The organism is Marixanthomonas ophiurae, assembly GCF_003413745.1.
In the GTDB taxonomy this organism is placed as follows: Bacteria; Bacteroidota; Bacteroidia; order Flavobacteriales; family Flavobacteriaceae; genus Marixanthomonas; species Marixanthomonas ophiurae.
This window is the reverse complement of sequence record NZ_QVID01000001.1, coordinates 1,354,996-1,370,673: the sequence shown is the minus strand read 5'-3', so window position 1 is coordinate 1,370,673 and position 15,678 is coordinate 1,354,996. Positions and strand designations below refer to the sequence as shown.

General features: G+C 35.2%; 15 protein-coding genes. 6 read left to right on the top strand and 9 right to left on the bottom strand.

The genetic code is table 11. The features are described from left to right. Positions 1–23 precede the first annotated feature (23 nt). The 3 genes from DZ858_RS06215 to DZ858_RS06205 all read left to right on the top strand — a co-directional run bounded on the left by DZ858_RS06215 (position 24) and on the right by DZ858_RS06205 (position 3,851). On the top strand, positions 24–2,666 hold the full coding sequence (locus DZ858_RS06215; protein ID WP_117158709.1) for an AsmA family protein: 2,643 nt from the start codon (positions 24–26) through the stop codon (positions 2,664–2,666). Between the two features lie 70 nt (positions 2,667–2,736). Then, entirely contained in the window at positions 2,737–3,027 is a 291-nt protein-coding gene (locus tag DZ858_RS06210) for a hypothetical protein (protein ID WP_117158708.1), read from the top strand. Between the two features lie 173 nt (positions 3,028–3,200). After that, positions 3,201–3,851 (top strand): LysE family transporter, encoded by a 651-nt coding sequence (locus DZ858_RS06205; RefSeq protein WP_117158707.1) that lies wholly within the window; start codon positions 3,201–3,203, stop codon positions 3,849–3,851. Here the strand turns inward: DZ858_RS06205 and DZ858_RS06200 are convergent. Next, entirely contained in the window at positions 3,848–4,642 is a 795-nt protein-coding gene (locus DZ858_RS06200) for a DUF2797 domain-containing protein (protein ID WP_117158706.1), read from the bottom strand. The genes DZ858_RS06205 and DZ858_RS06200 overlap by 4 nt on opposite strands. 44 nt (positions 4,643–4,686) lie before the next feature. Between DZ858_RS06200 and DZ858_RS06195 the strand changes: the two genes are divergently transcribed. Next, complete coding sequence (locus DZ858_RS06195; protein WP_117158705.1) at positions 4,687–6,201, top strand: GH3 auxin-responsive promoter family protein; 1,515 nt, start codon at positions 4,687–4,689, stop codon at positions 6,199–6,201. Positions 6,202–6,374: 173 nt separating this feature from the next. Further along, positions 6,375–6,560: a hypothetical protein gene (locus DZ858_RS06190; protein WP_117158704.1), complete on the top strand. Its 186-nt coding sequence runs from the start codon at positions 6,375–6,377 to the stop codon at positions 6,558–6,560. Between the two features lie 89 nt (positions 6,561–6,649). On the opposite strand, the gene clpX is transcribed toward DZ858_RS06190, so the two are convergent. The 8 genes from clpX to DZ858_RS06150 form a co-directional block, all read right to left on the bottom strand. After that, positions 6,650–7,885 carry an ATP-dependent Clp protease ATP-binding subunit ClpX gene (clpX, locus tag DZ858_RS06185; protein ID WP_117158703.1) on the bottom strand — a complete coding sequence of 412 codons (1,236 nt, stop codon included), beginning with the start codon at positions 7,883–7,885 and terminating at the stop codon, positions 6,650–6,652. Between the two features lie 36 nt (positions 7,886–7,921). Further along, positions 7,922–8,596: an ATP-dependent Clp endopeptidase proteolytic subunit ClpP gene (clpP, locus tag DZ858_RS06180; RefSeq protein WP_117158702.1), complete on the bottom strand. Its 675-nt coding sequence runs from the start codon at positions 8,594–8,596 to the stop codon at positions 7,922–7,924. An 83-nt stretch (positions 8,597–8,679) separates the two neighbouring features. Further along, a complete protein-coding gene (gene tig, locus DZ858_RS06175; protein WP_117158701.1) occupies positions 8,680–10,005 on the bottom strand; it encodes a trigger factor in 1,326 nt (441 codons plus the stop codon). A 120-nt stretch (positions 10,006–10,125) separates the two neighbouring features. Further along, positions 10,126–10,470, bottom strand: coding sequence for a phage holin family protein (locus tag DZ858_RS06170; RefSeq protein WP_117158700.1), 345 nt, complete (start codon positions 10,468–10,470; stop codon positions 10,126–10,128). A 91-nt stretch (positions 10,471–10,561) separates the two neighbouring features. Further along, a complete protein-coding gene (locus tag DZ858_RS06165) occupies positions 10,562–12,088 on the bottom strand; it encodes an SGNH/GDSL hydrolase family protein (RefSeq protein ID WP_117158699.1) in 1,527 nt (508 codons plus the stop codon). Positions 12,089–12,108: 20 nt separating this feature from the next. Then, complete coding sequence (locus DZ858_RS06160; RefSeq protein WP_117158698.1) at positions 12,109–13,359, bottom strand: OmpP1/FadL family transporter; 1,251 nt, start codon at positions 13,357–13,359, stop codon at positions 12,109–12,111. A gap of 94 nt (positions 13,360–13,453) precedes the next feature. Then, the gene (locus tag DZ858_RS06155) at positions 13,454–14,218 is read right to left on the bottom strand and encodes an alpha/beta fold hydrolase (protein ID WP_117158697.1); all 765 of its coding nucleotides are present in this window, start codon (positions 14,216–14,218) and stop codon (positions 13,454–13,456) included. After that, complete coding sequence (locus DZ858_RS06150) at positions 14,218–14,931, bottom strand: pyridoxine 5'-phosphate synthase (protein WP_117158696.1); 714 nt, start codon at positions 14,929–14,931, stop codon at positions 14,218–14,220. Before DZ858_RS06150 ends, DZ858_RS06155 begins: the two co-directional genes overlap by 1 nt. 87 nt (positions 14,932–15,018) lie before the next feature. On the opposite strand from DZ858_RS06150, the gene DZ858_RS06145 reads away from it, so the two are divergent. After that, positions 15,019–15,675: a CBS domain-containing protein gene (locus DZ858_RS06145; protein ID WP_117158695.1), complete on the top strand. Its 657-nt coding sequence runs from the start codon at positions 15,019–15,021 to the stop codon at positions 15,673–15,675. The last annotated feature ends 3 nt before the right edge of the window (positions 15,676–15,678 follow it).

Below are 15,678 nucleotides of genomic sequence, written 5' to 3'. Positions count from 1 at the left end.
GCCACGAATTGACAAGCATTATTATGAAAAAGTTTTTAAAAATAGCAGCGATTATAGTAGTAGCAATCGTTTTACTGCTCATCGCCGCTCCATTCCTATTTAAAGGATCGCTAGAAAAATTGTTGAAGAAAAATATTAATCAAAACCTCAACGCAACAGTTGAGTGGAACGATATGGATTTGAGCCTATTTAGCAGCTTTCCCAAAGCTGCTGTGGTAATAAACGATTTTAGCGTAGTGAACAAAGCACCTTTTGCAGGCGATACCTTGGCAAAAGGAAAGTCCATTAAGCTCGATATGGGAATCACGCAATTGTTTAAAAGTGGTGACGACCCCATAATTGTTGACGCCTTACAATTAGATGAAGCGCTTATCAACATTAAAGTAGATTCTTTGGGCAATGCCAACTATGATATTGCTATTAAAGATGAGAGTGCTCCAATTTCAGAAACAACTGAATCTTCTGAAACTTCTGAAGGATTTACTTTTGATCTTCAACAGTATGAAGTTAACAATTCGCGCATCAATTATTTAGATGAAGCGACCAAGACGTTTTTAATCTTAAAAGACGTAAACCACGAAGGAACGGGTGATTTTTCCCTAGATGTTTCAGAATTGGAAACACAAACTAATGCGCTGGTGTCTTTTAAAATAGATGACGTTGAATATTTAAAAGACAACACCATATCGTTGGATGCTGATTTTCAATTAGATTTAAAAAAGCAGAAATACACATTTCTTGAAAACCAAGCTAAAATTAACGAGCTCCCCCTTACTTTCGATGGCTTTGTAAAAGTAAACGAAAACAGTAATGAGATCGATTTAACCTTTAAAACTCCATCTTCAAATTTCAAAAACTTTCTGGCGGTTATCCCAAAAGAATATGTGAAAAATTTAGACGGCGTTACTACTACCGGAAACTTCACCGTAAACGGAATGCTTAAAGGCGTAATCGATGATACCTACATCCCTAAAATGGATATAAGCATACAGAGTAATAATGCTTCATTTAAATACCCGGATTTGCCAAAAGCGGTTCAAAATATTCATATCGATGCCGTTTTAAAAAATGAAACTGGCTTAGTAAAAGACACATATGTCAACATTGGCGGTCTTACTTTTAAAATTGATAACGAAGTCTTTTCAGCAAACGGAAGCATTAAAAACCTAACCGAAAACGCCTTAGCGAATATGGCACTTAAAGGAACTATTAATTTAGCTAACCTAGAAAAAATAGTTCCTATTGAAATGGAACAAAACCTCAGCGGTATTTTTAAAGCAGATGTTACTACCAATTTCGATATGCAATCCATAGAGAAAGAACAGTATCAAAATATAAAAAGTTCGGGTACAGCGAGCTTATCTGGTTTTAATTACAACGATGCAGCTTTTAACAACGAATTAAAAATTGCCAATGCTGCCGTTTCTTTTAGTCCTGGTAATATAAAGCTGAATGAGTTTAAAGCAGCCACAGGAAAAACAGATGTTTCAGCAACTGGAACGATGCAAAATCTAATTCCGTGGGTTATGGGAAAACAAGATTTAAAAGGCACGTTCAACATACAATCCAACACGTTTAATGTAAACGATTTTATGGTTTCGGAAACAGATAGTAAAAAAGCTGAAACTTCTTCAGGAGAAGAAGTTTCAACTACACCTAATAAAACTGCTAAAGAAGCTATTAAAATTCCTGACTTTTTAGATGCTACCCTTAACTTTTCAGCAAACAAAGTAGTGTATGATAATTTGAATTTAACCAATGTAAAAGGTACGGCGACCATTAAAAACGAAACGGTTACGCTTAGTAATGTCACTTCCAATATTTTTGGCGGAAACATTGCTTTTGGCGGAAACGTATCAACCAAAAATACTACACCAACCTTTGCAATGGATCTAGACTTAAGCAAAATAGATATTGAACAATCGTTTCAAAGTCTAGATATGCTTCAATATATAGCGCCTATTGCTAAAGCACTACAAGGTAATTTAAATACAAAACTGAAATTAAACGGAGAACTAACAGAAGAGCTAACCCCCAAACTTTCCACCTTAGCTGGAAATGCTGTCGCACAAATTTTAACAGCTGAAGTTGATAAACAACAAATGCCGTTGCTTTCAAAGTTAGGCGACCAAGTTTCTTTTCTGAATTTAGATAAGCTGAGCTTACGCGATGTTAGCACCGTCTTAAAATTCAATAACGGTAATATTGAAGTACAACCGTTCGATTTTGATGTAAAAGGAATTAATGTAGCTGTTAGCGGAAGCCATGGACTGGACAAAAGTATTAATTATAATGCTCAGCTTGATGTTCCAGGAAAATACTTAGGTGGTGATGTCTCCAAGTTATTGGCCAAACTAGACCCTGCGAATGCAGATAATGTTTCGGTTTCTATACCTGTAGGTATCACTGGCACACTTACTAATCCTTCTGTATCGGTAAACACAAAAACTGCTATTAATGAACTTACCCAACGTCTCATCGAAAAACAAAAACAGGAATTGAAAGATAAAGGGAAAGACATTTTGGGAGATTTAATTTCAGGTGGAAATAAAGATAAAGACACAACAAATACTGAAACGGAAAAAAACACCGGTAAAGTTGTAAAAGATATTTTAGGTGGTATTTTTGGTGGCAAGAAAAAAGATACCACAAACCAAGAAAATTAATTATTATTTAAAAATCATGAAAGTACTCACAACAATAGCACTGTTTTTTATTTTGTTAACCAGTTGTTCTATGAATAACGATAAAGAAACTGTTTTAGGAAAATGGAACTCTACCACTATGCACAATAAAACAGCAATGCACTTTTACAAAGATTCACTTACAATTGATAAGTTTGGACTACACTCTGTTAATGCTTGGAAAATGGACAATGGCAAATTATATATTAAAAGAACTGATGGCGAGAGCGTGAGTCCACAAACGACATCTACTTTAGATTATAAATTCAGTAATAAAAATGATACACTTTATTTAAAAAGCCCGAAAGACTCCATTTTCCGAACTAAGTACGTTAAAAATTAATAACGGAAATTAGTAAAAACACTTTAACCATTAGTGCCAATAATATAACAATCAGCGTAACTAGAAACTATAAGCGCTTTCTGGTTATTGACTGAAAGTGGCTTTTATAGGTAGTTTTTTTAATTGCTACTCTAAAGTTTTACTTTATATTTAATGCAATCAAAAATATTTTCATGATTTATGACATCCTAATGTTATTAATTTTTCTACTAACCGGATTTTTGGCTTCCGGTTTAGGCGCTATTCCCGCAAGTTCATCAAATGTTGCGGTAGTAACAACTACCATTGAGCAATCGTTTAAAAAAGGATTTCGCATTACTCTTGGCGCTGGGCTAGGCAGTGTTTTTTTATCATTTATCGCCTTGAATTACAGCCGAATATTTACTGACTTTTTTGAAGAAAACCGTTGGTTACAATATGCTATTGTTTTTATCTTTTTTGTAATTGGGACGTTAGTTTTACTTCGAAAACGTTTTAAAGTAGATTTTCAAAATCCGTTATCTGAAACCTGGCAAATTGGGAACTTTTGGAAAGGATTTTTATTAGCACTTATCAATCCGCCAGCCTTAATTTTCTGGATTTTGTTGATTACAATTGCGAACACCTATCTGTTTTCACTTTCAAAATTTAGTCCCTTACTAAACCTCTTCCTTTTCTTTGCCGGAATCTTCTTAGGTAAAGTTATTACGCTTTATTTCTACGGAAAAATGAGCGACAAACTAAAAGAACGAAAACACAAAAAAAACCCTTTGGTTTATAATATTATTGGTACAGCTTTGGTTGCGGGATCGGTGGTACAGTTTATTAGAATGTTATTGGATTAGTGAACTTGTATTGAAACCACATACCCCTCATTTCCTCTTACATTAAAAACAGTGTTATCTTCAAAAATTAAATATTGCCCTTTTATCCCTTTTAAAACACCTTCATAAAAAGGTGTCTTTTGTAAATTTAGACTCTTTAATTTCGTAGGGTATTGCAATACTGGAAATTCTAAATTAGTTTCAGTGTTATTATCTATGTAGTATTCTTGAGCTTCATCTGGAATGTATTGCTTTAAGTTATTTCGCCACTCCACTAAGTTTTCATCCTTAATATCATTTTTAAGCATATTTCGCCAATTGGTTTTATCGGCTACGTGATCTTTTAAAGCGACTTCGGTAATACCAGCAAGATAACGATTAGGTACTTCAACAATTTCAATCGCTTCGTGTGCGCCTTGATCTATCCATCGGGTTGGTATTTGCGTTTTTCGGGTTACTCCTACTTTTACATTACTACTGTTTGCCAAGTAGACAATGTGTGGTTTTAATTGCACGCTTTTTTCGTATTCTAAATCGCGATCTTCTTTATCTAAGTGGGCCGTGCTCAGTTCGGGTTTCATAATCCAATCTGCAGCTTGCGGAATTTCATAAAAACAGTCATAACAAAACCCCTGACGGTATATTTTTTTCTCTAATCCACAGTTAAGGCATTGAAATTTCAGAAAATTTATCGATACCTTTTTATTCAATAATTGATTGACATTGAGGAAGTCATTTTCGAACACTAAGTAGTATTGAATAGGCGATCCGTTTTCGGTCTTCATTTTAGTTAGCACACCTTCGTAATTCATAAAAAGAAAATTGTTATTTTTATGCTTTAAAGATAGGACAAAATATGCCAATCCCCATAGTAAACTCAATCGCTTCCTGGTTTTTAAAGAAACGGTTTCATCAAATTGACTTGTTTCTAAAATACCCTGTAGAGGTACAAGAAGAACTCTTGCACAGTTTATTAGATAAAGCAAAAAACACTGAGGTTGGTAAAGAATATGACTTTGCCTCTATAAAAAACTACAGAGAATTTGCAGATCGTATTCCTGTTACAACCTATGAAGATAATGAAGCCCGCATTGAAAGAGCTCGTCGAGGGGAAACGAATATTTTTTGGCCTAAACCCATTAAATGGTTTGCTAAAAGTAGCGGAACCACCAATGCTAAAAGTAAGTTTATCCCGGTAAGTGATGAATCGTTAGAAAACTGTCATTACGCAGCCAGTAAGGATTTGTTATGCATGTACTTAAATAATAATCCCGATTCTCAATTATTTTTAGGAAAAGGGTTACGGCTTGGCGGCAGTAAAGAGCTCTATAAAGACAATGGAACGGTGTATGGCGATCTTTCAGCTATTTTGATAGACAATATGCCCTTTTGGGCTGAGTTTAGTAGCACCCCAAGCAATGAAGTTTCGTTAATGGGTGATTGGGAAACCAAGCTCGATGCGATTGTAAGCCAAACTATTAATGAAAAAGTGACCAGCCTTGCCGGTGTACCCTCTTGGATGCTCGTTTTGCTTAATGCTGTTTCAGAAAAAACTGGAACTGAAAACCTATTTGAAATATGGCCAAACCTCGAAGTATATTTTCACGGAGGGGTTAGCTTTGATCCTTATATAGATCAGTATAAAAAACTATTACCAAGAGATTCATTTCGGTATTATGAAATTTATAATGCTTCGGAAGGATTTTTTGCCATTCAAGATCAAAATAGCAGTAATGAATTGTTGCTAATGCTTGACTACGGAATCTTTTATGAATTCATCCCAATGGATAGCTACGGAACTCCTGAAGAAAAAGTGATTCCCCTAAGTGAAGTGGAGAAAGACCAAAACTACGCTATTATCATTACCACCAATGCTGGATTATGGCGTTATAAGATTGGTGACACCATTCGGTTTACTTCTATCAACCCTTATCGCATTAAAGTAACGGGGCGCACCAAACACCATATCAATGCTTTTGGAGAAGAATTAATCATTGAAAATGCAGAAGCCGCTTTACGAAAAGCCACTCATTTAACGCAAACTGAAATTGTAGATTATACAGCAGCTCCTATTTTTATGGAAGGAAAAGAAAAAGGAGCTCACGAATGGATCATTGAATTTAAAACCCCACCAGAAGACTTTGATTTTTTCTCACAACTATTAGATAAGGCACTTCAAGAAGTAAATAGCGACTACGAAGCAAAGCGAAACAACAACACAACCCTCAAAGCTCCTACCATTCATTGCGCACGTGAACGATTATTCTATGACTGGTTAAAAAATAAAAACAAATTAGGAGGGCAGCATAAAGTACCACGACTTTCAAACTCCAGAGGTTATTTAGAAGAACTCCTTTCTTTAAACCATTAATTTCATTTTTACTTTCTATTTCTTGTGTTATAAAACGATGCTTTTTACACTTAATCGAAACTTAAAAAACAACGTGTTTTTAAACGAGTTTCTTGCTCCGTTCAACTAAAAGTTTTGGTAATATTTTTCTTACAGAGTACGTTTGTCTCAAATTAATAGCTCAGTAAGCAACAATGAAAAAAATAGCATTTATATTATTAGGAACATTTCTTATCCTTTCAACCGCATCTTGTGCGACAGCAGTTTCAGCTAAAGAAAATGGAAATGAAGTTGCCGGTTATACTTTGAAAAACAAAAAAGAATTGATGCAGCAAAAAATTCTTCATAAGAAGAATAAAACTGTTATTGCTACACCATAATTTTATTTTACATAGATTAGTTTAAGTTAGTAAAAAGCCCCGAAGCGTAGTTTCTTCGGGGCTTTGCTATCTTAATAAGTGCTAAAGGTTTAAGAAACTGCTTTCAACTTTTTAATAGTTGATTTGTTCAGTTTTTCTTCGGCATATTCTCTGGTAACGTGTAGTTTTTTATTATCCGTCCCAGGAAATTCAAACATTGCATCGGTTAATACCGCTTCACATAACGAACGCAACCCTCTTGCCCCTAATTTATATTCTACAGCTTTCCCCACTATAAAATCAAGTGCTTCTTCGGTGATCACTAATTCAATATCGTCCATTTCAAACAGTTTCTCATACTGTTTAACAATGGCGTTTTTAGGTTCGGTTAAAATAGCTCGTAATGCTCCTTTATCCAACGGATTCATATACGTTAATACTGGAAGACGACCAATTATCTCTGGGATAAGTCCAAAGTCTTTTAAATCCTTCGGAATAATATAACGCAACAAATTGTTTCGTTCTAATGAATCTTCTTTTTTTGAAGCACTGAAACCAACCGCTTGAAGGTTTAATCGTTTCGAAATCTTCTTTTCAATACCATCAAATGCTCCTCCTGCAATAAACAAGATGTTTTCGGTATCTACTTCAATAAATTTTTGGTCGGGATGTTTACGTCCTCCTTTTGGCGGTACGTTTACTGTAGTCCCTTCCAAAAGTTTCAGTAAAGCTTGCTGAACGCCTTCTCCACTTACATCGCGTGTAATAGATGGATTATCACTTTTACGAGCAATTTTATCTATCTCATCAATAAAAACGATTCCCGTTTGGGCTTTTTCTAGATTGTAATCCGCAGCTTGTAATAAACGGGTAAGAATACTTTCTACATCTTCCCCAACGTATCCAGCTTCAGTTAAAACCGTTGCATCTACAATAGCTAAGGGAACGTTTAGCATTCTTGCTACCGTTTTAGCAACCAAAGTTTTACCAGTTCCAGTTTCACCAACAATAATGATGTTACTTTTTTGTATTTCTATATCATCATCGGTTTTTGGCTGTAATAAACGCTTATAGTGATTATATACTGCAACAGACATCACTTTCTTAGTATTCTCTTGCCCAATTACATAATCATCTAAAAAAGCCTTAATAGTAGTTGGCTTTTTAAGCATTACATCTTTAGAAATTTCATTGTTTGTAGCGTGTAAAGCTTCTTCAACTACAATACCGTGCGCTTGTTCTATACAGCGATCACAAATATGGGCATCCAAACCGGCAATAAGCAGGCTGGTTTCAGCTTTTTTTCGTCCACAAAAGGAACATTCTAATCCTTCTTCTTTCGACATATTGTCATTTTTCAAATTTAATAATCAATCTTTGCGTTATCCGCGTGTTAATATCTCATCAATCATTCCGTATTTCAACGCTTTGTCTGCCTTCATCCAATAATCACGATCACTGTCTTCATATACCTTTTCGTAATCTTGACCACTATGTTTGGCGATGATTTTATAAAGTTCTTCTTTTAAAGTAATAATTTCACGAGCTGTAATTTCAATATCACTAGCTTGACCTTGCGCCCCACCTAATGGTTGGTGAATCATTACACGAGAATGCGTTAATCCACTTCGTTTTCCTTTTTCACCTGCACATAATAGTACAGCAGCCATAGAAGCAGCCATTCCTGTACAGATTGTTGCCACGTTTGGCTTTATAAACTGCATGGTATCGTAAATACCTAAGCCCGCATATACACTACCGCCTGGTGAGTTAATATAAATCTGAATGTCTTTTGAAGCATCTGTACTTTCTAAGAATAGCAATTGTGCCTGTACTATATTAGCAACTTGATCGCTAATGCCTGTGCCTAGAAAAATAATACGATCCATCATTAAACGTGAAAAAACGTCCATTGCTACTGCGTTCATTTGGCGTTCTTCAATAATATTTGGGGTAAGGCCTACAGGATTCATACTACTTACAATTTTATCGTAATACAAACTGCTTACTCCTTGATCTTTTATAGCAAAGTCTTTAAATTCTTTTCCGTAGTCCATAAATTTTTTATCTATTTTCTTTAAACAAAATTAGGCGTTGAACCCATATATTCAACGCCTAAAGATACCTTTTTTTTACTGAATTACTTAGACGCTTCTTTTATGAAGTCGTCGTAAGAAATCTCTTTTTCTTTCAGTTTTGCGTTTTCCTTAAAGTACTGAAGCATCTTAGTCGTATTTAACTGTTCAGTCATACGCTTTACTTCTTCTTCATTGCTAAGGATGCGCGCTGCAATACCATCCAACTCTTCATCACTTGGATTAGTGTTACCAAACTGAGCCATCTGTGCTTTTATCATTTGCTTACTGTGGTCTTTCAACTCATCGAAAGAAACTTGTAACGCTTCATTCTCATTACGTATTTTTCCTTCAATTAACTGATAGCGTAATCCTTTTTCGCTTCGCTCGTATTCCGCTTTTGCTTCTTCTTCAGTCATTGGTTTTTCACCAGAAACTTGAATCCAACGTTGCAAAAACTCATCAGGAAGATCGAATTTTGTGTTTTCAATTAAATTTTCAACAACATCGTTCAATAATTTCTGATCGCTTTGCTGTGCAAATTGCTTTTCAGCGTCTTCTTTAATTTTTTCTTTCAATTCTTCTTCTGAAGTAACAACACCTTCACCAAAAAGCTTATCAAAAAACTCTTGGTTTAGCTCTGCCATTTCACGCGTATTGATTTCTTCTACTTTAAAATCTACGTCAATGTCTAAACCATGCGCATCATCGTGAGAAACACCCAACTGCTTTTGGTTATCGTGATCGTCGTTAAACAGCCCTTTTGTTTTTAAGGTAACAACATCTCCAATTTTGGCTTCTTTCAACGCTTTTAATTGTTTTTTACCTTTTATATCTTCTGTACTAAAAGTAGCTGGATTATCAATATCTTTTTCATCTAAAGTAAAAGTTCCTGTAATTTCATCTCCGTCTTCAACCGTATCTTTGGCTATCAACTTTCCGTATTGTTTACGGATAGTCTCAACTTGGTTGTTGATCATTTTATCATCAGCAACCACTTTATAATGTGTAATGGCCTTTTTACCTTTTACATCCACATCAAATTGTGGCGCTAAACCTAGATCAAACTCAAAGGTAAAATCCTCTTCATTCCAGTCTACATCTTTTTCGTTTTTAGGGATTGGGTTTCCTAATACGTCCAGCTTTTCTTCAGTTAAATATTTGTGTAGATTGTCTTGAAGTAATTTATTTACTTCTTCTACTAAAATAGCGGTACCGTATTGTTTTTTAACCATCCCCATTGGTACGTGACCTTTTCTAAAACCAGGAATGTTAGCATTTTTACGATAGTTTTTCAGAATGGATTCTACCTTATCTGAATAATCGTCTTTTGAAATTTCTACTGTTAGCACAGCATTTAAATTATCAATGTCTTTTTTTGTAATGTTCATTTTCTGAAAAATTTACCTCGAAGGGTCGTTTTGTCTTTTCCTTTTTCCTTAAAATTTCGGGTTGCAAAAATAAGACAATTTCAGTAAGCTAACAAATAGTATGACCTGTATTTCAATTGGTTATTTTTCAGTATCTATAAACGAAAATAAAACCGACTGTAAAAAGGAAAGCAATAAGCTAAATAACAAGGCCCACCAAATGTTTGCTACAGCAAAACCACCCACAAACCAATCGGCCATTAAAATTATAATCGCGTTGATTATTAATAGGAAAAGACCTAAAGTAATAATAGTAACGGGAAGCGTTAAAATCACAAGAATAGGTTTAACGATAAACCTAAGTAAGGCAATAACTATCGCTACAATAATAGCAGAGATATAACCCTCTACAGCCACACCGGGAAGAATTTTTGCAAGTACCACAACTGCTACTGCCGTTAATAGGAGTTTTAAAAGTGTATTCATCTTTTTTGTTTTCTATAAAGATAAAAAAACCGTTTCAGAAAAATCTGAAACGGTTTTTTTTTAATAACTAATTTTTAAATATCTACATCTACTAGTTGTTAGCTAGCGTTATAGTGGCGTAATTTCCTATTTCAACTTTAGGAATTGTTGCATTATACTGTGCATTAATAGCATCTATCATAACATTTGCTGTATATGCATAGCCTCTAGGTGTCGGGTGAACTCCATCTAATGAAAAAGCACCACCAGTTGCAAAAGCAGAAGTTAAAACCCCTCCGTTATATGCAACACCTCCTTGAGCTACTTGCCTTAAGGCTGCTCTAGCATCTACAAAAGCCAAATCATTAGCACTAGCAATCCCCTGTATAGTAGCATTATAGGCAGCTGAAGCTGTAGAAACACGAGATTGCTCTACACCAGTTAAAACAAACTGATCCTGTAACGGAACTGCAACTCCAATAATACTTAATGGGTTATTTGGATCTGCTTGTGTTCCTAAAACAGAGGATGCAGTAAGTACAATTAAATCGTTATTATTTGCTTGACGTAATTGGCCTAATAATGCTGCTGTTTCAGGAGGTAGACCTTGTGCAATTAAAATCTGTGTAACATCTGTTAAATCATCATCAGTTAGAATAGGGAAGTTCTGTCCTGCAGAAAAGTTTACCATTCTAGCATCTGCTTCTTCTTGTGTAATAATTCCTGCTCCTACTAAAGTAGGTAGCACCTGATTATTATATTGTGCAAACTGTGTGTTTACAGCACCAGCGGTAGCAGCATCTAAAGGAATAGCTTGTGCAGGTACAGTGGTGAAATAAGGAATTGATGTTACATCAGGAATATTAATCAATACACCTCCAGAAGCACCTGCTGCTAAGGCGTCAACCTCTTGACTATAAACTGAAGCAAAAACATTAGGGTCTGTTATATCATTAGGACCATAAGTAGTTGGATCTACATTTCCTGTTTGGTCAACACCAACCCCACCAGAAGTAGCATAACTTAAAATATCATTGTTCCCAATCCAAAGTGCGAAAAAACTTGGGCTTTGAGAAGCAGCATCAGCGATTACAGTAGCATTACTACTAGTTGCAATACGAGCATAATATGGGTTCGCAGTACCTGATAAAATTCCACCAGCATTACCATAACCTGGAGCAACTAAGTGAAAACTTTTAGCACCTGGAATTCCCATATTATTAAATGGTCCGGTTGGGCCATTTGTAATTTCAGTTGTTGGGTTTCCTTCTAATAGAACAGGAGCTCTTTCGCCATCTGCACCTACAGAAAGAACTAACCGATTATCTGCTATTTGAGTTCCGTTTAATAGCAATCCTCCTAAATTATCATTCATTAACGGTTGCGTGAAATCACCACCACCTGCAAACTCAAATTGACCAGCTAATATATTTGGATATGAGTTTTGTTGACCTGTAATATACAGCGCATTATCTGCAAAGCCGGCTGTTAACGAGTTACCAACTGCTACAAAATTAGAAAAATTGGCACTTCCGCTGTCATAAAACCCTTCTTCATTTACAGGGTTTTCAAATTCTGGTTCACAACTTACAAACCCAATGGCAAGTAAGCCTAAACATATATTTATAGTATTTTTCATTGTTTTCAATTTTTTATCAATTACAGTTTGTAAGACACTCCTAATCCAGGTACAAAGGCACTAGATTTATAGGTTCCGCTAAAAGGTGCTCGAACACCTTGATCAAAGTGATAATCATAAGAAGCATCAACTTCTTTAAAGTGTAAGTATAAGAATGAAGCATCTATTTGAAAATGTTTACCTACGTTTACAGTAAGACCAGCAGTATAACCACTACTATCATTTCTTGGAGTTTCTGGCGCAAAATAACCATCACGAACCGGAGTTTCATCAAAATAATATCCTGCACGAAGCGTAAACATTTCAGTTACATCATACTGTAATCCGAAACGATATGATGATGAATTCTTATAATTTCTTAAATTTTCAGAATCTGGCACCTGTGGGTTTGCAAAATCTATACTCAAAGATTCATATACATCCCAGAAAGCACGGTTATAGTCAAAAGCAAAAGTCCATTTTTCACAAAATTCATAACTTAAACCAACTGTTAATTCAGCAGGCATAGGTAAAGACGCATCGAATTGAGTATCTACAAATGGAGTTAATGGCGAATTGGGTACGTTTTGAAAATCTGCATCCCCTTCTTCAGCTTCTAAAATAATTTCGGAACGGTAATTAGCACCAATACGTAAGTTATCGGTTGGATTAAACATAAAACCTGCAGTCCATCCCCAATTGGTAACTCCTGAAGCATCGATAGTAACTTCAGAACGGTTTCCTTCTAAATCTGTAAGTGATCTTGTAAGATTTCGATTAAAATTAACCGACCCCGTTACATAAATTGGACCACCACCTACACTAAATTTATCATTTACTTTTAACGAAACACTTGGCTGAATGAATATTGCTTGTAAATCAATATTATTTACTAGGTGAGAACCTGCCCAATCATCTTCATATTCAACAGTACTTCCGTAAGGAGTATAAACTCCTAACCCTAAAGCAAGCCAATCTGTTGCTTGATACGATGCATAAAAATACAAGGGAGTACTTACTGGATTATCAGTTTCAGCATAGGTTCCAAGAGCTTCATTTTGGTAGGCTACAGTAGAGAACACACCGCTAACACCTGCTGATATGCTTAATTTATTTTCTAAATACACTAATCCCGCGGGATTAAAAAACACACTCTCCGCACTGTTTACCACAGCCACACCAGTGTGCCCCATAGCAAGTGCTTTTTGTCCTTGCAAGCTAACACGATAACCGCCGGCATAGGTTACTGCCGTTGCAAGTGCAAATACGGCAAGTAGAACTACTTTCTTCATAATTGATTTGAGTTAAATTAAATTTATTATTGATATGGATTTTTATCAAATTTTTCAATTTATTATGCATACATAGCAAATTGCCTTTACAATACTATAAAAAATTCATAACATTTTCATAAAATTCTTCAGGATTTTCTGCGTGTAGCCAATGCCCAGCATTTTTTATGGTTCCAATTTTAGCTTTTGGGAAATGTTTTTTTATTATTATTTCATCTATTTGCTGAATGTATCCAGAGTTTTCACCTCCTAAAAACAAAGCATCCCCTTTAAAAACAGCTTCTTTGCTTAATGGTTCGCCTACTTCATCTATGTTTTTAGTCAACACAGTAAGGTTCATTCGTAATGCTAGCTCTCCCTTATTTTTCCAATATAAATTTTTTAACAAAAATTGACGCACCCCCTTTTCTTTCACGTATTCTGACAATTTTTCACTGGCTTGTGAACGGCTCTCTATTTCAGAAAAATCTAACGAAGCTAATCCTTTTAGAATATCTTGATGATGCTGCGGATATTCCTTAGGTGCAATATCTGCCACAATTAATTTTGAAACCAGTCCAGGGTATTCAGTTGCACATTGCATAGCGGTTTTACCACCCATAGAATGCCCCAACAAGATGATATCTTTAAGATCATGATGATCACAGTAGTTTTTCACATCTTCAGCCATAACCTTATAATTATGTTCGTCATCGTGAAAACTCCTGCCATGATTGCGTTGGTCGATAAGATGAACCTGATAACCAGCTTCAGCAAAACGGTTGCCAAGCGTTTTCCAGTTATCACTCATTCCTAAAAAACCGTGAAGAATTAAAAAAGGGCTTCCTTCTCCTAATATTTGCGAATGTAATACTTCCATTATTTCAGTTTTTCTAAATATTCTTGAATTACCGACTCTAATCCTTGATAAAGAGCTTCACATATTAAAGCATGCCCAATAGACACTTCTTGTAAATGTGGAACTTGTTCTTTGAAAAATTTAATATTTCCTAAGGAAAGGTCGTGACCGGCGTTAACGCCAAGTCCTAATTTATGCGCTAGAGCAGCACAATCAGCATATGGTTTTACCGCTGTTTTATTTCCATTTTCAAATGCTTCAGCGAACGCTTCGGTATATAGTTCAATTCTATCGGTACCGGTCTTTGCAGCTCCTTTAATCATATCTAATGTAGGATCTACAAAAATGGAAGTTCGAATGCCGTTGTTTTTAAATTCTGAAATAATTTCAGCTAAATAATCTTTATGTTTTACCGTATCCCACCCTGCATTTGAGGTGATAGCATCTACCGAATCTGGTACCAAGGTTACTTGAGTAGGTTTAATTTGCAACACCATATCCATAAACTTTTCGATAGGGTTTCCTTCAATATTATACTCCGTGATTACTATAGGTTTAAGATCGTACGCATCTTGATACCGAATGTGACGCTCATCGGGCCTTGGATGAATAGTTACTCCTTGTGCTCCAAAAGCCTGAACATCTTTTGCTACTTGCAATACATTGGGCATATTGCCACCACGAGCATTTCTAAGGGTCGCAATTTTGTTAATATTTACACTTAATTTTGTCATTTTCTTAGTTTATAATTAACAAAAATACAAAGGTTCGGGTGGCTTTTCCATTTATATTTTAAGTAATTTGCACTTAAAATAGCTATTTTGGATACATTGAATTACATATTGGACGATGTTTCACCTTTTGATATTTCTTCAAACATAAAAGATATACAAAAGGCCTTTAATAATCTTACCTATACCCATATTCCAGTAAAAAAAGGAGACACCTACATAGGCTGTGTTTCCGAAACCGATGCCCATTGCTTTGAAAACGACAAAAAGTTAAGTGATTATCAATATGCTTTAGAAGGCTTTTTTGTTAGAAAAAACGCTAATTGGCTAGATATATTAGAGGCTTTTGCGCTTCATAACAGTAATATTATGCCTATTTTAAACGAAGAAAACAATTATATAGGGTATTATGAATTAGGCGACATTATGAGCCTATTCAACAATACACCTTTTTTAAACGAAGCTGGAGCTATTATTGTAGTAGAAAAAGGAATTAATGATTATTCCTTTAGTGAAATTTGCCAGATTGTAGAAAGCAATGGAACCCGAATTTTTGGAGCCTTTGTTTCAAAAATTGAGAATGACAAAATGCAAGCTACCATTAAAATAGGCCACACAGGCATGAACGAGATTGTGCAAACATTTAGAAGGTACAATTACACCGTGATAAGCAATCATGAAGAAGACAAATTTTTAAAAGACCTACAAGAACGGTCTGACTATTTAGACAAATATTTAAATATGTAAATT

Coding starts and splice junctions, on each gene's coding strand:
- DZ858_RS06215 (WP_117158709.1), top strand. CDS start 24: ATGAAAAAGTTTTTAAAAATAGCAGCGATTATAGTAGTAGCAATCGTT.
- DZ858_RS06210 (WP_117158708.1), top strand. CDS start 2,737: ATGAATAACGATAAAGAAACTGTTTTAGGAAAATGGAACTCTACCACT.
- DZ858_RS06205 (WP_117158707.1), top strand. CDS start 3,201: ATGATTTATGACATCCTAATGTTATTAATTTTTCTACTAACCGGATTT.
- DZ858_RS06200 (WP_117158706.1), bottom strand. CDS start 4,642: ATGAATTACGAAGGTGTGCTAACTAAAATGAAGACCGAAAACGGATCG.
- DZ858_RS06195 (WP_117158705.1), top strand. CDS start 4,687: ATGCCAATCCCCATAGTAAACTCAATCGCTTCCTGGTTTTTAAAGAAA.
- DZ858_RS06190 (WP_117158704.1), top strand. CDS start 6,375: ATGAAAAAAATAGCATTTATATTATTAGGAACATTTCTTATCCTTTCA.
- clpX (WP_117158703.1), bottom strand. CDS start 7,885: ATGTCGAAAGAAGAAGGATTAGAATGTTCCTTTTGTGGACGAAAAAAA.
- clpP (WP_117158702.1), bottom strand. CDS start 8,596: ATGGACTACGGAAAAGAATTTAAAGACTTTGCTATAAAAGATCAAGGA.
- tig (WP_117158701.1), bottom strand. CDS start 10,005: ATGAACATTACAAAAAAAGACATTGATAATTTAAATGCTGTGCTAACA.
- DZ858_RS06170 (WP_117158700.1), bottom strand. CDS start 10,470: ATGAATACACTTTTAAAACTCCTATTAACGGCAGTAGCAGTTGTGGTA.
- DZ858_RS06165 (WP_117158699.1), bottom strand. CDS start 12,088: ATGAAAAATACTATAAATATATGTTTAGGCTTACTTGCCATTGGGTTT.
- DZ858_RS06160 (WP_117158698.1), bottom strand. CDS start 13,359: ATGAAGAAAGTAGTTCTACTTGCCGTATTTGCACTTGCAACGGCAGTA.
- DZ858_RS06155 (WP_117158697.1), bottom strand. CDS start 14,218: ATGGAAGTATTACATTCGCAAATATTAGGAGAAGGAAGCCCTTTTTTA.
- DZ858_RS06150 (WP_117158696.1), bottom strand. CDS start 14,931: ATGACAAAATTAAGTGTAAATATTAACAAAATTGCGACCCTTAGAAAT.